Raw genomic sequence first — 19,428 nt, 5'->3', positions numbered from 1 at the left:
TTGTCGGATTCGAGCTCGGCAATAACTTCGTCGCGCTTCACGGCCTCGCCGTCTTTCTTGAGCCACTTGGCAATGGTGACTTCGGTGATGGACTCGCCGACGGCGGGGATTTTAATTTCCAGACCCATAGGGAGGGAGTTGAAGGGTTTCGGTGGTTGGTTGTCGCCCGGACTAGCTGGTCCGCGCGACCTGAACTACATCTTATTCTACTGGCTTACTCAGCGGGCAAGCTACGTGGTGGGCGCTTAATCGGTAGCCTTGGCCTTTTCCGCCGTTTCCTTGATGTTGGCGTCGGCTACGGCTTCCCGGGGCTTGTCGAAGGCGCGGGCCACGAGGTCCTTTTGCTCCTTCACATGCACCTTGTTGTAGCCAGTAGCCGGCGACGCGGACGCCTTGCGGGCTACCACATCTTCCAGCTCCCGGCGCATGAAGCGCAGCAGGTAGTTCCAGTAGCCCATGTTTTCCGGCTCTTCCTGCACCCAGTACAGCTTGGCTTTCGGGTACTTGGCCAGCTCGGCGTCGAGCTGCTTTTTCGGGAAAGGATGCAGCTGCTCGAGGCGCACAATGGCCACGTCGGTGCGGTTCGACACGCGCTGCTCCTCGAGCAGATCGAAGTAGACTTTACCCGAGCACAGCAGCACCCGCTTCACTTTTTTGGCGTCGGCGTAGGTGTCGCCGAGCACTTCGCGGAACGAGCCGGAGGTGAACTCCTCCACCGGCGACACGCACAGCGGGTGGCGCAGCATCGACTTGGGCGACATTACCACCAACGGCTTGCGGAAGCTCCAGGTCAGCTGCCGGCGCAGGGCGTGAAAGAAGTTGGCCGGCGTGGTCATGTTGGCCACGATGATGTTGTGCTCAGCCGCCAGCTGCAAGAAACGCTCGGGGCGGGCGTTGGAGTGCTCCGGACCCTGGCCTTCGTAGCCGTGGGGCAGCTGGAGAACCACGCCGTTCATGCGCTGCCACTTGCTTTCCGACGACACGATGAACTGGTCAATCATGGTCTGGGCGCCGTTGGCGAAATCACCGAACTGGGCTTCCCAAATCACCAGGGCCGTGGGGTTGGCCATGGCGTAGCCGAACTCGAAGCCCAGCACCGCGTACTCGCTCAAGAGCGAGTTGTAGATGCTCAGCTTTTCCTGACCTTCCTCGATGTAGTCGAGCGAGTTGTAGGGCGCCGAGGTTTCCGCGTCGTGCAAGACGGCGTGGCGGTGGGAGAAGGTGCCACGCTGCACGTCTTGCCCGCTGACGCGCACAATGTGCTTTTCGGCCAGCAGCGAGCCATAGGCCAGCAGCTCACCGGCGGCCCAGTTGAGCACGCGCGTATCGAAGAACATCTTTTTGCGCTCCTCCATCAGCTTCTCAATCTGCTTGAGCGGCCGGAAGCCTTCGGGCAGCGTAGTCAGCGCCTTGCCCACTTTCTGCACCACCTCTTCGCTGATACCGGTCTGCGGCGACTGGTCGAAATCCTCGGGCTTGGAGCGGCGCAGGCTGCGCCACTCGTTTTCGAGGGCCTGGTAGTTGTAAGGCAAAGGCTTCTGCTTCACCATGTCGAGGCGGGCCTGCAGGGTGTCGCGAAACTCCTTGTCCATCTGGGCGGCCAGTTGGGCGTCTACGTCGCCGCGCTGCACCAGCATGGCATTATATACTTCCCGCGGGTTCTGGTGCTTGCTGATCAGGTTGTAGAGCGTGGGCTGGGTGAACTTGGGCTCATCCGACTCGTTGTGGCCGTGGCGGCGGTAGCACACCATATCGATGAAGATATCGGCGTGGAACTGCTGACGGTACTCGGTGGCCAAGCGCACGGCAAATACCACGGCTTCGGGGTCGTCGCCATTCACGTGCACCACCGGCGCATCAATGATTTTGGCCAAGTCGGTGCTGTAGATAGACGAGCGGGCGTCCTCGAAGTCGGTGGTGAAACCGACCTGGTTGTTAATCACGAAGTGAATCGTGCCGCCGGTTTTGTAGCCTTCCAGCTGCGACATCTGCGTCACCTCGTAGCCGATACCCTGGCCGGCCAGGGCGGCGTCGCCGTGGATCAGAATGGGCAGAATCTGATGGTAGTCGCCGCCGTACTGGTGCTCAATCTTGGCCCGCACGAAGCCTTCGACCACCGGGTTCACCGCCTCCAGGTGGGACGGGTTCGGCGCCAGCTTCAGGTTGACTTTCTGCCCGCCCTCGGCTTCCACCTCCGACGAGTAGCCCATGTGGTACTTCACGTCGCCGTCGCCCATGGTCAGATCCGGCACGGCCGTCCCTTCAAATTCGGAGAAGATCTGCTCGTAGGTTTTACCCATGATGTTGGCCAGCACGTTCAGGCGGCCGCGGTGGGCCATCCCAATCATTACTTCCTTCACCCCCAGCTCCGACGACTTATTAATAATGGCGTCGAGGGCCGGAATGGTCGTTTCGCCGCCTTCCAGCGAGAAGCGCTTCTGCCCCAAAAACTTGGTGTGCAGGAAGTTCTCGAAGACCACCGCCTCGTTGAGCTTCTTCAGAATCCGCTTCTTGTACTCCACGCCGGGATTGAAGCTCAGCGAGTCCTTCTCCACTTTTTCGCGGAACCAGTCGAGCACCCGCGGGTCGCGGATGTACATGTACTCGAAGCCGATGCTGCCGGTATAGATTTTCTCCAGCGCCGCCACGATGTCGCGCAGCTTGGCCGTCTTGCCCAAACCGAGCAGGTCGCCGTTGCGGAAGGTAGTGTCAAGGTCGGCTTCGCTGAGGCCGAAGTCGGCCAGGTCGAGGCGGGCTTGCCGGTCTTTCCGCTCGCGCACCGGGTTGGTTTTGGCGCGCAGGTGGCCGCGGCTGCGGAACGCTTGAATCAGGTTGCGGACGGCCGTTTCCTTGTCGGTAGCCTGCCCGTCGAGGGGCACGATGCCACCGCCATTGTTGGTCGAAGCGCTGGTATCGAGCACCCCAAAGCCGTCCGGCTGGTCGGGTGTATTGGCCGGCCGCACAATGGGCTGGGCTGCGGCACTGCCGACGCCTGGCTCGCCTTCGGCGGAATACTGCTGCGAGAAGTCGAAGCCTTCGAAGAATTTGCGCCAGCCGAAATCCACCGACTCGGGGTCGGCCTGATAGGCTTTGTACAGCTGGTCGATGTAGTCGCCGTGGGCGTTGGCGATATAAGAGTAAGCGTCCATAGGGTCGGAGCTGGGTGAGTCAGCCGTAAATGTATACAGCTTGATTGTAAGGCAAAAACTTACATTCGCGTATGCAAATACGCCTCTTAATCAACCCTTTGCTTGCGTGGATGTTTCCGCAGCCGGCGGGTTGGTCAGCCAATCTATTCAAAAATTACTTGGGCAGGGCCATTTTGAAGATGGTGTAAGGCTGATCCTGCCGCCCGACGCCCTTATTCCAGGTCGGCGTTTTATGAATGGCGGAAGCCGTAACGTACAGGCTGCCATCGGCAAACGCAAACGTATCCGGCCACTCGAGGCGCTCATCCTGCACGACCGTTTCAATTTTACCCGCCGGCGTGCGCCGCACCAGAGAGTGGTTTTCAAAGGCCGTCATGTAGAGATTGTTCTGGGCGTCGATTTCCATTCCGTCGCAGGCGGGCACCTTACCCAGGTCTTCAATCTGCGCAGCCAACTGAGCCTCCGATAGGGCCGCGTTGCGCAGGGCCTCCGTTTTGATGCGGTAGAGCTTATAGCTGGTGAGCGGCTTCCAGTAGAGGTATTGCCCATCCTGGCTCAGGGCAATGCCGTCGGCGTTGAAGCGGGCTCGCTTACCGGTGGCATCAATCATTTCGTGGCCGTCGGCCTTGATGTTAAGCGTGGTGTCGCCCATCATCGAAGCGTGGGCCTTCAGCAGCCGACGCGCTTTGCTGGTCTTTAAATCTACCACCACCAGGCTGCCTTCTCCCGATTCGGTGATGTAGGCGTAGTTGGTCTGGGTATCAACGCGCACGTCGTTGAGGTAGGACTTGCGCGAGGCCACGCTTTCAGGGAAGCTGATGTTCTGGACTACCTTATCCGTTTTGGGGTCGATGCGCACCAGCTTGGGGCCGCCGGGCACGGTGCCTTTTAGGCCGGGCGAGGCCGGGTCGAGTACCCAGAGCATTCCGGTTTTATCGGCGTACACGCTCTGGGGGCAGATCCAGTGCTTCTGGGGTTCGTTGCGAACTGTCTCGTTCCAAGTGCACCAGTTGGCGTCCGGGTAAGGCTTCACGGAGTTGTCGGAGCCCACGACGGCCACCGGAGCGACTGGGTTATTATCCCAGCGCGGGAAGTCGGCCAACACGCGGCCGTCGGGCAATACGGCCACGCCCACAAACTGCGGCTCCCGGGCGGCAAACACCACTTGCAGGGGCGAGTTGGCAGCCGCTTGCGGGGCGCGCGGAGCATACGTGGTTGAATCAGCGGCGGCGCTGGTGCCGGCGGTGTCCGGGGTGGAAGTCGGTGAAGAGCACCCGGCCATGACGGCCAGGGCCAGCAGGCTCGCCGCCGTTTGGCAGGAAGCAGTTGGTAAGAATGGAAGAGTCAGTTTCATGGCGGAATTGGTTGGAAGTGCGGTAGTGCGGCGGCCCGGCTAACGGGCATGTCTGACTTTACGGGCCCGTCCGGAAACGTGTTCCCCTTATGCCGCGCGTTTACCCGAATAGCTGCCCTACTGTGCGCCTTGTTCCGGGCTCCCGAATCAGTGCCTTTACCGCTCAATTCCTATACTGTCAGCTGCTTGGCTATCAGCCAGCTAACCCACTTAGCGAACCACTAAAAATATTATCACTACCTTTACAACCCCGTTGAAAATGACAATATCTTTTAAGTGCAATCAATTATAATAATCCTCTATCTTTAACTTCCCTCTTATGCACTGTCGCCGTCAGCTAGACTGATGGCCTCCACATACTGGGTTGAGTAACCTTTTCCTTCCGAAACAGGTTACCAACCTCCCACTTGCCGAGTCGGGCCGGCTGTCCATCCTCTTCGGACGAAAGAAGAGTTCATTAACCCAAACGTCATGTCCCTTGCGCTATTCCTACTAACCTTCCTTTTCCCCCCCCGGCCCATTCTTCCGGCCGCCGCTGCCCTCCCTTCGACCGTTGCGCACCTGAGTCCGCGCACGGTAGCGTTAGTTGCTCCCTCGCCCACTGTTATTGCCAAGCGAGTTCCCCGTCATCTGCCCGTGTACACCGTCACGGCTACCATCTACGAGCCCGACCCGCGGCAGACTGACTCCGAGCCATTCATCACGGCCGACAATTCCTTTATCACGCCGCAGCATTCCAGCAAAAACCGCTGGATGGCCCTCTCGCGCGACTTGCTGAAGCCCTGGGGTGGCAAGTTCAGCTTCGGAGACTCGGTGCGGGTTTCCGGCATTTCCGCGAAGCTCGACGGCGTTTACGTCATCCACGACACCATGAACCGCCGCCACCACCACTGCATGGACATTCTGGCGGCCAAGTGGGAGCATCTCGACGAGATGTGGAAAGGCGTGAAAATCACCAAAGTAGAAAAGCGCGAGCCCGTCTGGCAGGCCGGCTAACCCACTTTTAATCACCCATCTCACTTCCCCGTCGGCTCCGGAAAGGCCGTCAGCGTCCGGGGTGCGCCCTGGGCATCGTAGAGGTAGCTCAGCGGCTGAGCCGGGTTGCGCATGATGTCGGTGTACGGAATCTGCCAGCGCTGCCACAGCTGCTGCAAGGACTGCCCGTAGGCCGAATTCTCCCAGGGATTGAAAATCTCGCGGGTGATGTCGTCGATGAGCGTATCGTAGACGATATGGTCGGCGCCGGGCTGCACGGGGCGCGGGAAATACTCGGGCACCACGTTGAGAAGATGGGCGCCGTAGTACACCCGGGCCTTGAACTCGGCCACCTGCACCGGATGCAGGGGCCGCTGGGCCTGCTGGTACACCCGCCGCATGGCCTGCCGCAGCAGCCCGTTGTCGATAAAACAGGCCAGGAGCACCGTATTATCGAGCTTGATGCTGAACGTCATCGTGGTCAGGTCGTCGTCGTACTCAAACGCAATGGGGTCCTGACCGGGGTCGGTTTCGAGCCGGAAGATGGAAGCCGGCGTGAAGTCTTCGAATACGATGGGCACACGCAACGCCTGGAAGGTCTGAAAGAAGGCCTGCAGGCGCCGCAGCATCTGCCCATTCTCCGACAGCGGGTACTGGGGCTTGATGAGCGGATTGAGCTCGTTGAGCAGCTCGAGCACCAGAATGCCGTAGAACATCTTGCCCAGCCACAAAAACAGCGTTTTCTCCTCCAGCGCCTGCAGACCGGCGGCACCAGCCTGGGCCGCTTCTTGCACCTGGGCTTCCAGAGGCTCCACGTAGCGGGTGCGGCAGCTGGGGCAGCACGGTATCCGCAGGTTTTCGTAGGCCTGCACGCTCTGGTCGAGCAGCTGAATCTGCTGGCCCCGTAGCTGGTAGCGCTCCAGCAGCCACTCGTCGAACACCAGCACCGCCTCGGCGGGCGTGGTCGGCGTGCCGCACAGAAAGCAGTGGTCGGCAAAGTGCTTGTCCTCGAAAGGGTAGTAGAGCGTCAGGTCGGGAGTAGCGGAAGCGGGCATGGCAAGCGGCGAAAAGCGAAGGCGCAAAAGTACGCGCCGGCTACTGGAACCGCCCGCGGCCGGCAGAGTTTTCCCGGTTGCTGCTTCCAGCTTCTTTTTTCTATTACGCCAAAAAGCCCCAACCATAGCTGGTCGGGGCTTTTTGCTGCGCCAGCAAAACAGTATTAGCGCGACAACGCGTTGCCCATCTTGATGAGCAGCTTGCCGAGCTGGGTGAGCGGACCGCTGTAGTCGTCGCGGGTTTCCTCGGCGACCTTGCCCGTTTCGGCCCCGAGGGTTGCCAGGGTTTCGGCCAGGTCGTGGGCGGCAGTATCGGGGTTGCTGAGCTGCTCATTAAGCGTGTTCAGTTCCTGGATAATCTTGGCCAGGCCGGGCCGCTCGGAGGCGCTGAGCACGGCGGCCCACCGGTCAATTTCACTCAGGCCGCGGCGGTCCGCTTTTTCCGGCAGGCCGGCGTTGAGCAGCTTGAGCGTATCGTCGAGCAGGGCGGAGTTTTGCTGATCGGTCACATCCAGCGGAACGGTGGGCGTAACGGGGGTTTGCGGCGTGGGCGTGGTCGAATCCATGGGAATGGGCAAAAAAGGCGAAAGAAAGTATCTGCTATACTGACGGACCGCCGGAAAAGTTAGCCTGTCGGTGGGCCCGCGCCGTACAACCCGCCCGGACCGCCCGGCCGAAAACCAGCGGCCCTTCTGCTCTAGTCTATGCTCCACGTTTGCCTGTTTGCTCCTTTTGCTTCCGCCGCCCGCCAAACCCAGTTCGAAGCCGTCCGCGCCGCCCTGGCCGCCGAGTCCCAGGGCCCGGCCACGTTGCTGCTGGGCAACTTGCCGGTAGCCGGCACCACGGGGCCCGACGCCGTCCTGATTCGGCCCCGCAGCATCACCCTGCTGCTGCTCGAGCCCCGGGGCGGCCGCCTGACCATCCGCGACTTTGCCCACGCCGCCTGGCAGCTCGACGGCCACCCGCTTACCGGCGGCGCCGAAGCCGACAACCCATTTCAGCAATTCAGCCAGCAGAAGGAGGAGCTGCAGCGGTTTCTACGACCCTATCTGACGGCAGAGCAGGCCAACCTGAACTTTATCACCGGGCTGCTGCTGTTCGGCGAGCCAGTCGTATTTGGGCGCGAAGTGGAGGAACGAATGGCCGCCGTGCCCGCCGCGGCCACGTTTCACCTGCTGGCTGACCCTTCGCGCTTCACCCGCCGGCTCCAACAGCTGGCCTCGCCGGAAATTGACCTCACCGAGGCCGACATCACCCACCTGGCCCAGCAGCTGATTCCCACGGAGCCTCCGCGCGCGGACGTGGACGACGAAGCAACTGCTTCCCCCACGGATGAAAACCTGGATGAGCCAGCGGCTACCGCCCCGGGGTTTTGGCAGCAGAAGGCGGGGCAGCTCTGGCGCTGGCTGGGCGCCCACGACGTAGACGACCTCGACGCGGCTCCCTACGGCGGCTACGAGGAGGTGGAAGCCCGGCAGCAGGAAAAGCGGGAGCTGGAGCAGCTGCGCACCACCCTGCAAGCCGAAGTAGCCGCCCAGCTACGCGCCATGGAAGCCCGCGAACTGGAGCGGGAGCGCAGCCTGGCCCAGTTGCGCGAAAAGCTGGGGGCAGCTCCGGCCGTGGCGCCCGAAGCCGCCGCCCTCCAGGCCCGCATTGCCGCCGAAAGCCGAGAAAAGGAAATGCTGGCGGCGGCCATGCAGGCCTCCCGGGCCGAGTCGGAGGCGCGCAACCGGGAGCTGGACGCCAAGATTCAGCAGCTCAGTGAATTGATGGCCCAGATGCAGACCGTAGCGGCGCCCGGCCCAACGCCTTCGGCCGCTGCGGCTCCAGCAGCCAGCAGCCCGGTCCGGCCGGATGCTGCCGCGGCGGGCCGGGCTCATCTGCGGACGGCAGCCGCCTTCGGGCAGCAGGCCACGCGGGCTTCCTGGCGGCAGCTGCGGCAGTGGCGCCGACGGCTGCCGCGGCTCGGGGTGGTAGCGGCAGGCTTGGCCGTGCTGGTGCTGGCCGTCTGGGCGTTTCGTTCCGCCACGGCAGGGCCGCCGCGGGCTTTTCAGCAGCGCGGGCAGTGGGGCTTGGTGGAAGCCGACGGGGACACGCTGGTGCCGGCCCGTTACACTTCCCTCGGCGAGTTTCACGAGGGCCGGGCGGTGGTGGAAAAGCAGGGCGCGTTTGGCTTGCTCAACGACCGGGGCGAGGAAACCATTGCCCCCGCTTACGACGCGCTAAACCCACCCATTGACGGCTTTGCCCGGGTCCGCATCGGCGACCTGTACACGTTTGTAGAGGAGCAGGGCGAGGAATTTACCCAGTATTACTTCAACGCCCTGGACTTCTCGGAGGGCCGCGCCGCCGTCCTGGACCGGCGGGGCTGGTTTTACATCAGCGGCCCCGCTCCGGAAACCAAGCCGCCGGTGTTGTTTCAGGAAGCGTATTCCTTTCACCAGGGCTTGGCGCGGGTGAAGCTCGGCGGCGCCTACACGTTTATTACACCCGATTACCTCGACCACCCCACGCCCGACTTCAAGCCCTTCGGCCGCTATTCCGACGCCGGCGACTTCACCGATGGCCGCGCCCGGGTGGTGCAGAACGGGCGCACGTTTTATATCGACAAGGACGGCGAGCCGGTAGAGTAGGTCAGCCCGCGCGGACGTCAGTGCTTCTTGCCGTGCTTCCCCTTCTTTTTGTAGTGCCCCCAGCCTTTATGCCCGCGCCGGCCGAAAAGCTGTTCCAGACGACTCACCGAGTAGCCCGTGCTCACTGTGGCCGCCGGCAGCGGCTGCGCGACCGAGCCCAGGGCCAACTGCCCCGAGGGCAGCGTGGTGACGGTAGCCGGGGTGCCGAGCAGGGTGCAGCCGCGGCCTTCAGCTAGTTCGGTACGCTGCCCGCCGGGCTCGACCACAAACCCGTCGCGGGTGACGGTGCGACCATTAGGCAGGTGCACGTCGTGGGCCATGGGCCGCTTCTGCCCGTTGCGGATCAGGTACATGGTGCCGTCGCGGCGCTGGAAGCCGTCGTTGAGGGCCGCCCGCTGGGCCTGGGATCCCAGGCTCAGGCCCAGCAGCGCTGGAAGCAGCAGGTGGCGAAAAGAAACTAGCATAAACGGGTTGGCAGTGAGTAAGCGAGGCTACGTAACCGCCGGGCTGCAAGTTCTTCGCCATTTTCTGCCGTCCGGCGGGTTACTTTCCGACGACGGCGGGTATAAACGCCCGTTACATCCACTAACCACTTAGCCTTTAGCCATGAAGACCTCTTTCAAATCCCTGCTCCTGCTGGCCGCTTTCGGTGCTTTCGCCACCACTTCCTGCTCGGAGAAAACCAAGGAGAATGCCGAAGCTACCGCTGACAGCGCTGCTACGGATGCCGCTAACAACACCCAGCAAGCTGCTGACGCTACCTCGAATGCCGTTGACAACGCTGCTGACGCTACCAAAAACGCCGCTGAAGGCGTGAAGGCTGACGTTGCCCCCGAAAAAGGCGACACGGCCGTCGTAGTGGACAAGCCCGCTGACAAACTGGTGGAAGAAACCAAGTAAGTACCGGCCCCAAAGCCCGGATAAGTTGAAAGCCCTACTCCCCGGAGTGGGGCTTTTGTTTTTAGCCCCCGCTAGCCAAACCGATTTGATCCACGGAAAATGCTGGCCTCTTAAGCAAAGCAAATGGCCCTTTTACACTGTTCACCGGGTTGGCAGGAAGTCAGAGAACAACCAAACATACACCTGAATATCAATATATTAAACACTGGCATTGTCGTATTAGCAAGTCGATAGCCGGCCGAAGTTCGTAGCCGGGCAAGGTAGGTAGCGTGGCATCTTTCGGGCATAGAATTTCACTTTGCCCCAACGCCATGCAACGACCTCTACTATTCGGCATTTTCACCCTCCTGGCGCTTACCGCCCATGCCCAGGACTTACTCACCAAGCAAAACGGAGAAGAGCTGCAGGTCAAGGTCCTGGAGATTACGCCCGCCGAAGTTCGCTACAAGCGCACCGACAACCCCGATGGGCCACTGATCAGCCTGCGCAAAGCGGACGTTTTTATGATCCGCTACGCCAACGGTACCAAGGAAATCTTGGGCGTGGCGCCGGGCACCGGACTCCCGGCGGCCCCGCTGCGGCCTGCTGGCCCCACCGTTCCCGGCGATGAAGCCTCGGCCTACGACGAAGTGCATCTGGGTGGGCCGCGCATTGGTCTGACAGTGCTGACGGCCGGGGCGGCCAGCAAGGCGGAAGAGCGCGACATCAAACCCTTCCTCACGCAGTTTGGCTGGCAGTTTGAAACCCGGGTATTTCGCCTGCCCAATGGCACCTCGGGACTGGTGGAGGTGATTCCGCTGATTGGCGGGCTGGAGCAAAACAAATTCATTCCCAGCCTCAACGCTCTGATTGGTATTCGCGGACCCAAAGGCTTTGAGTTTGGCCTGGGGCCTAATCTGACCCCGCTCAGTGCCAGCATTGCCCTGGCGGTAGGCACCACCTACCGGGTAGCAGGGGTCAACTTTCCGGTAAACCTGGCCGTGGTACCCGGCAATGGCGGGGCCCGCTTTAGCCTGCTGTTTGGCTTCAACTCCCGGCGCAACTAGCCGGACGCCTGTTCCCACCTCTACTTTCTACTTTCCCCATGCGACACGCCAACTCCCTGTTTGTGCTGCTACTGCTGTTGCTGCTAGCCGGCAGCACCCAGGCCCAGGACGTTATCCTGCAAACTACCGGTCAGGAGCTACCCGCCCGGGTGCTGACCATCGAGCCCGAACAGATATCCTACGTGCTGCTCGCGGCCCCAACCGACACGCTGCGGATGCGCCGCGCCGACGTGTTTTTGATTCGCTACGCCAACGGCACCCGGGAGGTGCTTAACCCCATGGCTACCGCGGGCCCCGCGTCCCTGACGCCGGCGCAGGCGCGCCTGTTGGGGCAGCAAGATGCGCGTAAAAACTTCAAGGCCCCCGCCGCTTTCTGGGGCACGCTCGGCACTACCATTGTTTCCATGCCCATTGGGTTTGCCGGGGGCCTTGCCACCGGCGCCGCGTTTGCCTTGACGCCTCCTAAGCGACACAATATCATTGCATCGGACCAAGCTCTGCTACAGAACCCCGATTACGTGAAAGGATACCAGAAGCAGGCGCAGCGCAAAAAGCTGGGCTCGGCAGCAGCCGGGCTGGGGGTAGGCACCGCCCTGTCAGTGGCGGCGCTGGCCGTGGTATTTTCTATGGTTTTTTATGCCCACTAAAGACAAGTAGCACCTACTTGCTGGTCTGAAAGCCAGCAACATAATTATGGGGTACAGGAACTCTACTGTGCTGCTTGCGTATCACTGCTCACTATCACACCACACCAAAACCCACCTTACCATGGACGTTAATCAGAATAACATCAATGACCAATCGGAGCTGCGGGCCCGTGGCAACTGGAACGAAGTGAAAGGCAAAGCCAAGCAGCAGTGGGGCAACCTCACCGACGACGACCTAGACTATGCCGAAGGCAAGCAGGATGAGTGGTTCGGTAAGCTTCAGCAGAAAACCGGCCAGACGGTAGACGAAATCAAGGACTGGTTCCACCGCAATTTCTAAGCTTTCCGCCTCTCGTAGGCCTGGCCCCGCACCTTCCCGCAAGGGAGTTGGTGCGGGGCTTTTGCCTTTTTCACCGATAAGCTGTTTATATTCAGCCCCTTCGACTGCGGAGCGCGCCCTATGACCATTGACCCCCAAGAACTGCGGCTGCTGGGCAATGCCGACCTGCTGCAACTTTCCAAAACCGCGTTTTTCTGCTCCCGCCACTACCCCAACGACATGGAGCGCGAAGCCAACCTGTGGGCCCTGGAGCAGCGGGCCCGGGGGCAGTGCATTGTCAGTGGGTTTCATTCCCAGCTGGAGCAGCAGATTTTTCGCTACCTGCTCCAGGGCCCCACCCAGCCCATTGTGTACGTACTGGCCCGGGGCATTCAGCCCAACATTCGCTCCGAGTACGGCCCGGAAATCCGGGCGGGCCGCCTGCTGTTCGTGACGCCCTTCGAGCCCGATGTGACCACCTCCTCCGAAGAAACGACGGACATCCGCAACCTGCTCATTGCCGAGCTAGCCCAGCAGTTTTTTGTGCCCTTCCTGCGCGCCGGCGGCCAGCTCGAGCAGCTGTTTCGTGCCCCGGCCACCCAGCACAAGCCCATTTTCACCCTCGACCTGCCCGACAACCAGGCGCGACAACTGCCCGGGGCTCAGCTGTATCAACCCAACAGCATGCTGGGTCGGCACGGCGGCTAGGCACCCATTCGTGGCGGCCGGCCGTACTGGGGTACTCGCCTTCCACCTTTCTTCGCGCAGTGCTCATGGCCTCTCTTTCCTCCGTTCTTCCCGCCGCGGCTCCCTCTCAGGGCATCCGGCTGCTGGCCCGCTTCGGCTTTGCAGCCAAGGGCATTGTGTACCTGACCATGGGCGTGCTGGCCTTGCTAGCGGCCCTGGGGCAGCAGGGTGGCCGCACCGCCGACAAGCAGCAGGCCATGCAAACCATTCAGGACCTGCCCATGGGCCGCTTTCTGCTCGGGCTCGTGGCCTTTGGGCTGGTCGGCTACGTGGTCTGGCGCTTCACCCAGGCCCTGCGCGACACGGAAGGGCAAGGGTCCGGAGCCAAAGGCCTAGCCAGGCGCCTGGGCTACGCCGGCAGTGGGCTGCTCTACGTGGCGCTGGCTTTCTACGCTGGTAAGGCGGCCTGGCAGAACACGGCCGTGAGCAGCGGCTCGGGCGGCGACGCCAAGCAGTCGGCAGTGGCCATGCTGCTGGCGCAGCCGTTTGGGCAGTGGCTGGTCGGTGCCATCGGGCTGGCCATCATCGGGGCGGGACTCTACCAGATCTGGCACGCCTACTCGGGCAAATTCGCCGAGCACGTCAATGCCAGCAGCCTCTCGGCCCCGCAGCAGCACCTGGTATTTCGCACCGGGCAGGTGGGCCACACCGCCCTGGGCGTTGTGATGAGCATTATCGGCTACTTTTTCGTGCAGGCCGCCCGCACCAGCAACGCCCAGAAGGTGGACGATACGGAAGGTGCCTTCGACCTGCTCAACGCCATGGGCCCGGCCGTGCTGGGGGTGGTAGCGGCCGGGCTGGTTGCCTACGGCCTTTACATGCTGGTGCAGGCCCGCTACCCGGTTTTGCGGGGCGTGTAGACTGGCTGAACATGACTTTTCACGACAAAGGCCCCGCGGCAAAGCGGGGCCTTTGTCATTGCTGGTCTTTGCGGCGGGATTAGTCGGCCACGTAGTCGCTCAGGTATTGGTAGCGCTCCGTGAGCTGGCCGTTGCGCGTGATGGTAGCCCGCTGAATTACTTCGTCGGCGTCGTCGCGCAGCAGGTGGGGAAACACGTTGTCGAGGAGCTGGCGGCCAAAGTCGCGGCTGGCGTTGCGGGGCAGCTCGCAGGGCAGGTTGTCGACGGCCATTACGGTGATATTCGCAGGCCGGGAGCAGGCGCCTTCTAGTTCCCTATTCTGGGGATTGTAGTCAAACAGCGGGTCCTGGATGGTGCTGCTGCGCTTGGTGGTGGGCACCGAGCCGTTCACGTCGCAGGTCACGTCGGCAATGGTGTTGATGCGGAAGTCAGCGCGGCGCGTATCTTCTTCCGTAAACAGCTTGGGCGCCGCCGGGTGCCAGTAGGCGCAGGCAATAAGCAGGTCCGTGACGGGCAGAAACTTGTCGAACGTGGACTTGTAGAGCTCGGGGTGGCGGTGAAAGTCGGGCGTGTCCCACACCCGGCCGTCCTGGCGGGCGTTGTAGTCGGAGCTGCGCAGCTGGGCGTACACGGGCTCCTTGAAGTCGAGGTAGAGGAAGTCGTAGACGCTAACCTTGCGGATGCCCATCCGGTCGAGCACTTCCAAAGCGCCCTGGGCCACCCGGCCCGAGCCGGTTACGGCAATCTTGATGGGCGGCAGGGCCCGCACCTTGAAAAACTCCTCCTGCATGTCGTCCATGTCCACGCACTGGTAGGCGGGCTTGAGGCGGTACAAGTCGTGCTTGCGGCCGTAGGCCAGCAGCCCGTTGTAGGCCCCCACGATGCCGGCGTAGCGCCCGAAGGCCACGATTCGCTCCCCGTCGGCGTTGGTGAGCATCTCGTAATCAATCAGGGTGATGTTCTTTTCCAGCACGGCCCGCAGCAGCTTGCGGTTGGCGGGCTGCTTCTTGACGGTGTGCGAAAAGAACATGTACGTTTTGTTCGGAATCAGCTGGTCCACGGGCACTTCCTTCACGCCCAGCAGGATGTCGCAGCCGCTCATATCGGCCCGCACATCGATGCCCAGGTCGCGGTATTCCTGGTCGGCGTAGCTCCGAATCGGGCTTTCCTGCACCACGACGGTCAGGTTGGGAAAAGTGGTCTGGGCCTCCACGCACTTCTTGGGCGTGAGCGGCACGCGCTTGTCGGGGGGAGTCTTGCCTTCGCGGATCAGGCCGAGGGTAACGGGATGCATGAGCAGAGGGGTGGGAATGCGGATGGGAGGATGAGGCCCCAAAGCTGGGAAAAATAGTTGAAGCAGCCCCGTACCGGGCCCTGAACCCAGGCCGATGACGCTCGAAGATTTGCCCGAATTGGGGGTCAGGGGGAAAGCCTTTTCAGCTTACCTTTGTTACAGGTTCGGCTGCCCCGGCGGCCGCATATTCCCGCCACCTCTACCCTTTCCTTATGTTGCTGAAAAACAAGCCCGCCGACGTGTTCGTGGACCGCCACAACGGCCCCGACGACGCGGCCGTGGCCGAGATGCTGCGCACCATCGGCGTAGAGTCGATTGACCAGCTCATCGACCAGACCGTGCCCGCGGCCATCCGCCTGAAGAAGCCGCTGAATCTGCCCGCTGCCCTCACGGAGCGGGCATTTTTGGCGAAGTTCAAGAAGATTGCCGGCCAGAATAAGCTCTTCAAAAACTATATCGGCCTGGGCTACCACGACACCCTGCTGCCGGCCGTTATCCAGCGCAACATCCTCGAAAATCCGGGCTGGTACACCGCTTACACGCCCTACCAGGCCGAAATTGCCCAGGGCCGCCTCGAAGCGCTGATCAACTACCAGACGATGGTAATTGACCTCACGGGCCTCGAAATTGCCAACGCCTCCCTGCTCGACGAAGGCACTGCCGCCGCCGAGACCTTGCACATGTTTCACAGCCTGAGCAAGAAGAAAAACGCCACCAAGTACTTCGTTTCCGAGCTCGTGCTGCCCCAGACCATCGACGTGCTGCGCACCCGCGCCACGCCCCTGGGCATCGAGCTGGTGGTCGGTGACCACCGCACTGCCGACCTCGCCGACGAAAGCATCTTCGGCGCCATCCTGCAGTATCCCGCCGCCGACGGCCAGGTGTTCGACTACACCGACTTCATCAGCAAAGCCCACGACCACGGCCAGTTCGTGACCGTGGCTACCGACCTGCTGGCCCTGACCCTGCTCACCCCGCCCGGCGAAATGGGCGCCGACGCCTGCGTGGGCAACTCCCAGCGCTTTGGCGTGCCCATGGGCTACGGCGGCCCCCATGCCGGCTTTTTGGCCACCAAAGACCAGTTTAAGCGCGTGATTCCCGGCCGCATCATCGGTCAGAGCATCGACGCGGCCGGCAACAAGGCCTACCGCATGGCCCTGCACACCCGGGAGCAGCACATCCGCCGCGAAAAGGCCACTTCCAACATCTGCACGGCGCAGGTGCTGCTGAGCGTGCTGGCCGGCATGTACGCCGTGTACCACGGCCCCCAGCGCATCAAACAGTTTGCCGCCAACATTCACACCCTGACCCGCACGCTGGAAACGGCCCTGCGCGGCCTGGGCGTGGAGCAAACCAACGAGTTCTACTTCGACACGCTGAACCTACGCCTGGAAAGCGCTGAGCTAGCCCAGGCCCTGAAGCAGGAAGCCGAAGCCGCCGGCATCAACTTCCGCTACTTCGACAAGGTGCGCGTGGGCATTTCCCTGCACCAGAACACCGAAATTGAAGACGTGGCCGCCATTGTGGCCGTGTTTGCCAAGGTGCTGGGCAAAGAGGTGAAAGCCCCGCTAACCCAGGCCGAAGAAGTGGAAGTGACTTGGACCAAGAAGCTGATTCGCACCAGCGAGTACCTGACCCACCCCATCTTCAACTCCCACCACTCCGAGCACGAGATGCTGCGCTACATGAAGCAGCTCGAAAACAAGGACCTGAGCCTAGCGCACTCCATGATTTCGCTCGGCTCGTGCACCATGAAGCTCAACGCCACGGCCGAGATGATTCCGGTGACCTGGCCCGAAATCGGGGGCCTGCACCCGTTTGCACCCCGCGAGCAGGCCCAGGGCTACGCCGAAATCTTCCGCGACCTGGAAGCGTGGCTCTGCGAGGTAACCGGCTTTGCCGCCGTGAGTTTGCAGCCTAATTCCGGCGCCCAGGGTGAGTACGCCGGCCTGCTGGCCATCAAGGGCTACCACGATGCCCGCGGCGACCAGCACCGCAACGTGGCCCTGATTCCGGCCTCGGCCCACGGCACCAACCCCGCCTCGGCCGTGATGGCCGGCATGACGGTAGTGGTGGTGAAAAGCACCGAGGACGGCAACATCGACGTCGAGGACCTCAAGGCCAAGGCCGCCCAGTACGCTGACCAGCTCAGCTGCCTGATGGTGACCTACCCGAGCACCCACGGCGTGTACGAGGAAACCATCATCGACATCTGCCAGACCATCCATAACCCCGGTGGCCGCGTGTACATGGACGGCGCCAACATGAACGCCCAGGTGGGTTTGACCTCGCCGGCCACCATCGGCGCCGACGTGTGCCACCTGAACCTGCACAAAACCTTCTGCATTCCGCACGGCGGCGGCGGACCCGGCGTGGGCCCCATCGGCGTAGTAGCCGACCTGGCGCCTTACCTGCCCGGCCACGTGCTCGTGGATGCCGACGGCCGCACGTTCGGCGCCGTAACCTCGGCGCCCTGGGGCTCGGCCAGCATTCTGCCTATTTCCTACGCCTACATCAACATGATGGGCGGCGAAGGGCTGGAAGCCGCCACCAAGACGGCCATTCTGAACGCCAACTACCTCAAGGCTCGCCTCGAAGAGCACTACCCGGTGCTGTACACTGGCTCGAATGGCCGCTGCGCCCACGAAATGATTCTGGAGTGCCGCCATTTCAAAAAGGCCGGCATCGAGGTCGAGGACATTGCCAAGCGCCTGATGGACTACGGCTTCCACGCCCCCACCGTGAGCTTCCCGGTAGCCGGCACGCTGATGATTGAGCCCACCGAGTCGGAAAGCAAGGAGGAGCTGGACCGCTTCATCGAGGCCATGATTTCTATTCGGAAAGAAATTGCCGAGGTAGAAGCCGGCCGCGCCGACGCCAAGGAAAATGTGCTCAAACACGCCCCGCACACGGCCGCCACGGTGCTGGTGCACGACTGGACCCGCCCGTACTCCCGCGAGCAGGCCGTGTACCCGACCGAGTACGCCCGCATGTTTAAGTTCTGGCCCGCCGTGTCGCGCATCGACTCGGCCTACGGCGACCGGAACCTGATTTGCTCTTGCACGCCCATCGAGCAGTACGTCGACGCCGAGGAACAGCTGGTGCCCACCGACAAAGGCCCTTCGTATTGAGTTGCCAGTTTGTGGTAGCTGAGTGATACCAAGAAAAAGCCCCGGCTAGTTATAGCCGGGGCTTTTCGTTTGGAGCAGCTGCAATTGCCCGAACTGGCAACTGGCAACTGCTTATTTCTGCGGGAAGCAGGTGCGGTACATGTAGCCGTTGAGGGTCTTGCCGTCCTTGGTCACGCGGGCCTTCACGAAGTGCGCGTCCACCGTGTCCATGACCTGCACTTCCGTGCCGGAGGTCACCGTCGTGAGCTGGGCCGAGGTCTTGGTCATGCCGTCGTAGAGGGTGCAGTCGACCACGGTATTGAAGGCCACCGGGCCCTGGTTGCTGCGCTTGCCGGACGATTCATCCTTGGCCGTGCTGCAGGCGGCCAGCAGACAGCAGATAGTTGCGTAAAGTAGGTGTTTGCTCATAGGGAGGGTTTGGTCGGGGAAGATAGATTTATTTCGAGGGTTAAAGGAATTTAAGAAGATTTTTTTCTCTCCAACAAGTCGGCAAGCCTACTTTCCGGGAACATTGCCGCGGGTGCCGACGTTACTCTAACAGACCGAAAAACGGCATTATATCCCGTTCCGGCAAGATTTTACCCATCCTGCCTGAGGTCCATTCTCCTCACGTTTTTCCAGCTCATATGAAACGCTTCACCCGCTTACTGGCCCGGCCGACTGCTTTGGCTGCCGTGGCTCTTTCGCTTCTGCTGGGCGTGTCCAGCTGCGCCACTACGTCCCGCGTGGGCGTAACCTCCGACTTTGACCACTCGGTTAATTTCCGCAACTACAAAACCTGGGCCTGGTACCCGCAGCAGCAGCCCGACGTGGAAGGCGGCCCGGCCCAGGACTACCGCTCCTTTCTCGATAAGCGCATGCGCACCGCCGTGGAAGCCGAAATGACCCGTAAGGGCCTGACCCGGGTCGATAAGAACCCCGACGTATTCGTGGCCTACAGCGCCAAGGTAGAAGACAAGCAGCGCGTCAACAACGCTGGCTATTCGCCCTTCGGCTACCCCTATTATGGCTATGGGTACGGCTATGGCTACGGCCGCGGTCTGAACCCGGTTTCCGAGTACAAGGAAGGCACCGTTATCATCGACTTCGTGGACGCCAAGCGCAAAGAGCTGGCGTGGCGCGGTATGGGCGAAGCTCAAGTCGAGAACCAGTCGATTTCGGAACAGGAAGTGTACCGCATTGTCGGCAGCGTGCTGGGTAACTACCCCCCCACCGACAAACAGGCTCAGCGCTAACCGCTAAGCTTTGTTGAAACCTAAAAAAGCCCCTGACTTTCGTAGTCAGGGGCTTTTTTTGTGACTTTGCGCTTCGGGGGGCG

General features: G+C 61.8%; 18 protein-coding genes. 10 read left to right on the top strand and 8 right to left on the bottom strand.

The window, feature by feature from the left end; genetic code table 11:
* The 3 genes from EWM57_RS14480 to EWM57_RS14470 all read right to left on the bottom strand — a co-directional run.
* On the bottom strand, positions 1-128 hold a 128-nt coding region (locus tag EWM57_RS14480), incomplete at its 3' end, for a biotin/lipoyl-containing protein (RefSeq protein WP_207218322.1).
* Positions 129-245: 117 nt separating this feature from the next.
* Positions 246-3,149, bottom strand: coding sequence for a 2-oxoglutarate dehydrogenase E1 component (locus EWM57_RS14475; RefSeq protein ID WP_129921872.1), 2,904 nt, complete (start codon positions 3,147-3,149; stop codon positions 246-248).
* A gap of 154 nt (positions 3,150-3,303) precedes the next feature.
* Positions 3,304-4,503, bottom strand: a complete 1,200-nt coding sequence (locus EWM57_RS14470) for an L-dopachrome tautomerase-related protein (protein WP_129921871.1) — start codon at positions 4,501-4,503, stop codon at positions 3,304-3,306.
* Between the two features lie 636 nt (positions 4,504-5,139).
* Between EWM57_RS14470 and EWM57_RS14465 the strand changes: the two genes are divergently transcribed.
* Positions 5,140-5,499: an RlpA-like double-psi beta-barrel domain-containing protein gene (locus tag EWM57_RS14465; protein WP_129921870.1), complete on the top strand. Its 360-nt coding sequence runs from the start codon at positions 5,140-5,142 to the stop codon at positions 5,497-5,499.
* Positions 5,500-5,519: 20 nt separating this feature from the next.
* On the opposite strand, the gene EWM57_RS14460 is transcribed toward EWM57_RS14465, so the two are convergent.
* Positions 5,520-6,533, bottom strand: a complete 1,014-nt coding sequence (locus EWM57_RS14460; protein WP_129921869.1) for a hypothetical protein — start codon at positions 6,531-6,533, stop codon at positions 5,520-5,522.
* A 164-nt stretch (positions 6,534-6,697) separates the two neighbouring features.
* Complete coding sequence (locus tag EWM57_RS14455) at positions 6,698-7,111, bottom strand: hypothetical protein (protein ID WP_129921868.1); 414 nt, start codon at positions 7,109-7,111, stop codon at positions 6,698-6,700.
* Between the two features lie 126 nt (positions 7,112-7,237).
* Here EWM57_RS14455 and EWM57_RS14450 point away from each other — a divergent pair, with 126 nt between their 5' ends.
* The gene (locus EWM57_RS14450; protein WP_129921867.1) at positions 7,238-9,166 is read left to right on the top strand and encodes a WG repeat-containing protein; all 1,929 of its coding nucleotides are present in this window, start codon (positions 7,238-7,240) and stop codon (positions 9,164-9,166) included.
* 17 nt (positions 9,167-9,183) lie between these two features.
* Here EWM57_RS14450 and EWM57_RS14445 read toward each other — a convergent pair whose 3' ends face one another.
* Positions 9,184-9,630, bottom strand: coding sequence for a DUF6799 domain-containing protein (locus EWM57_RS14445; RefSeq protein ID WP_129921866.1), 447 nt, complete (start codon positions 9,628-9,630; stop codon positions 9,184-9,186).
* Positions 9,631-9,772: 142 nt separating this feature from the next.
* Here EWM57_RS14445 and EWM57_RS14440 point away from each other — a divergent pair, with 142 nt between their 5' ends.
* The 6 genes from EWM57_RS14440 to EWM57_RS14415 all read left to right on the top strand — a co-directional run bounded on the left by EWM57_RS14440 (position 9,773) and on the right by EWM57_RS14415 (position 13,685).
* Positions 9,773-10,066 (top strand): hypothetical protein, encoded by a 294-nt coding sequence (locus EWM57_RS14440; protein ID WP_129921865.1) that lies wholly within the window; start codon positions 9,773-9,775, stop codon positions 10,064-10,066.
* 311 nt (positions 10,067-10,377) lie between these two features.
* Complete coding sequence (locus tag EWM57_RS14435) at positions 10,378-11,112, top strand: hypothetical protein (RefSeq protein ID WP_129921864.1); 735 nt, start codon at positions 10,378-10,380, stop codon at positions 11,110-11,112.
* Between the two features lie 38 nt (positions 11,113-11,150).
* Entirely contained in the window at positions 11,151-11,759 is a 609-nt protein-coding gene (locus tag EWM57_RS14430; RefSeq protein WP_129921863.1) for a hypothetical protein, read from the top strand.
* 121 nt (positions 11,760-11,880) lie between these two features.
* Positions 11,881-12,099, top strand: a complete 219-nt coding sequence (locus tag EWM57_RS14425) for a CsbD family protein (protein WP_129921862.1) — start codon at positions 11,881-11,883, stop codon at positions 12,097-12,099.
* A gap of 120 nt (positions 12,100-12,219) precedes the next feature.
* A complete protein-coding gene (locus EWM57_RS14420) occupies positions 12,220-12,786 on the top strand; it encodes a DNA-binding protein (protein ID WP_129921861.1) in 567 nt (188 codons plus the stop codon).
* 65 nt (positions 12,787-12,851) lie between these two features.
* Positions 12,852-13,685: a DUF1206 domain-containing protein gene (locus tag EWM57_RS14415; RefSeq protein WP_129921860.1), complete on the top strand. Its 834-nt coding sequence runs from the start codon at positions 12,852-12,854 to the stop codon at positions 13,683-13,685.
* Between the two features lie 79 nt (positions 13,686-13,764).
* On the opposite strand, the gene EWM57_RS14410 is transcribed toward EWM57_RS14415, so the two are convergent.
* The gene (locus tag EWM57_RS14410) at positions 13,765-14,979 is read right to left on the bottom strand and encodes an NAD(P)-dependent oxidoreductase (protein ID WP_129921859.1); all 1,215 of its coding nucleotides are present in this window, start codon (positions 14,977-14,979) and stop codon (positions 13,765-13,767) included.
* A 212-nt stretch (positions 14,980-15,191) separates the two neighbouring features.
* Here EWM57_RS14410 and gcvP point away from each other — a divergent pair, with 212 nt between their 5' ends.
* Positions 15,192-18,110, top strand: coding sequence for an aminomethyl-transferring glycine dehydrogenase (gene gcvP / locus EWM57_RS14405; protein WP_129921858.1), 2,919 nt, complete (start codon positions 15,192-15,194; stop codon positions 18,108-18,110).
* A gap of 111 nt (positions 18,111-18,221) precedes the next feature.
* Here gcvP and EWM57_RS14400 read toward each other — a convergent pair whose 3' ends face one another.
* Positions 18,222-18,518 (bottom strand): hypothetical protein, encoded by a 297-nt coding sequence (locus EWM57_RS14400; RefSeq protein WP_129921857.1) that lies wholly within the window; start codon positions 18,516-18,518, stop codon positions 18,222-18,224.
* Positions 18,519-18,736: 218 nt separating this feature from the next.
* Here EWM57_RS14400 and EWM57_RS14395 point away from each other — a divergent pair, with 218 nt between their 5' ends.
* Positions 18,737-19,345, top strand: a complete 609-nt coding sequence (locus EWM57_RS14395; protein WP_129921856.1) for a DUF4136 domain-containing protein — start codon at positions 18,737-18,739, stop codon at positions 19,343-19,345.
* The last annotated feature ends 83 nt before the right edge of the window (positions 19,346-19,428 follow it).

The sequence above is a fragment of the Hymenobacter persicinus genome (genome assembly GCF_004167665.1).
In the GTDB taxonomy this organism is placed as follows: Bacteria; Bacteroidota; Bacteroidia; order Cytophagales; family Hymenobacteraceae; genus Hymenobacter; species Hymenobacter persicinus.
This window is presented reverse-complemented; position numbering and strand designations above follow the sequence as displayed.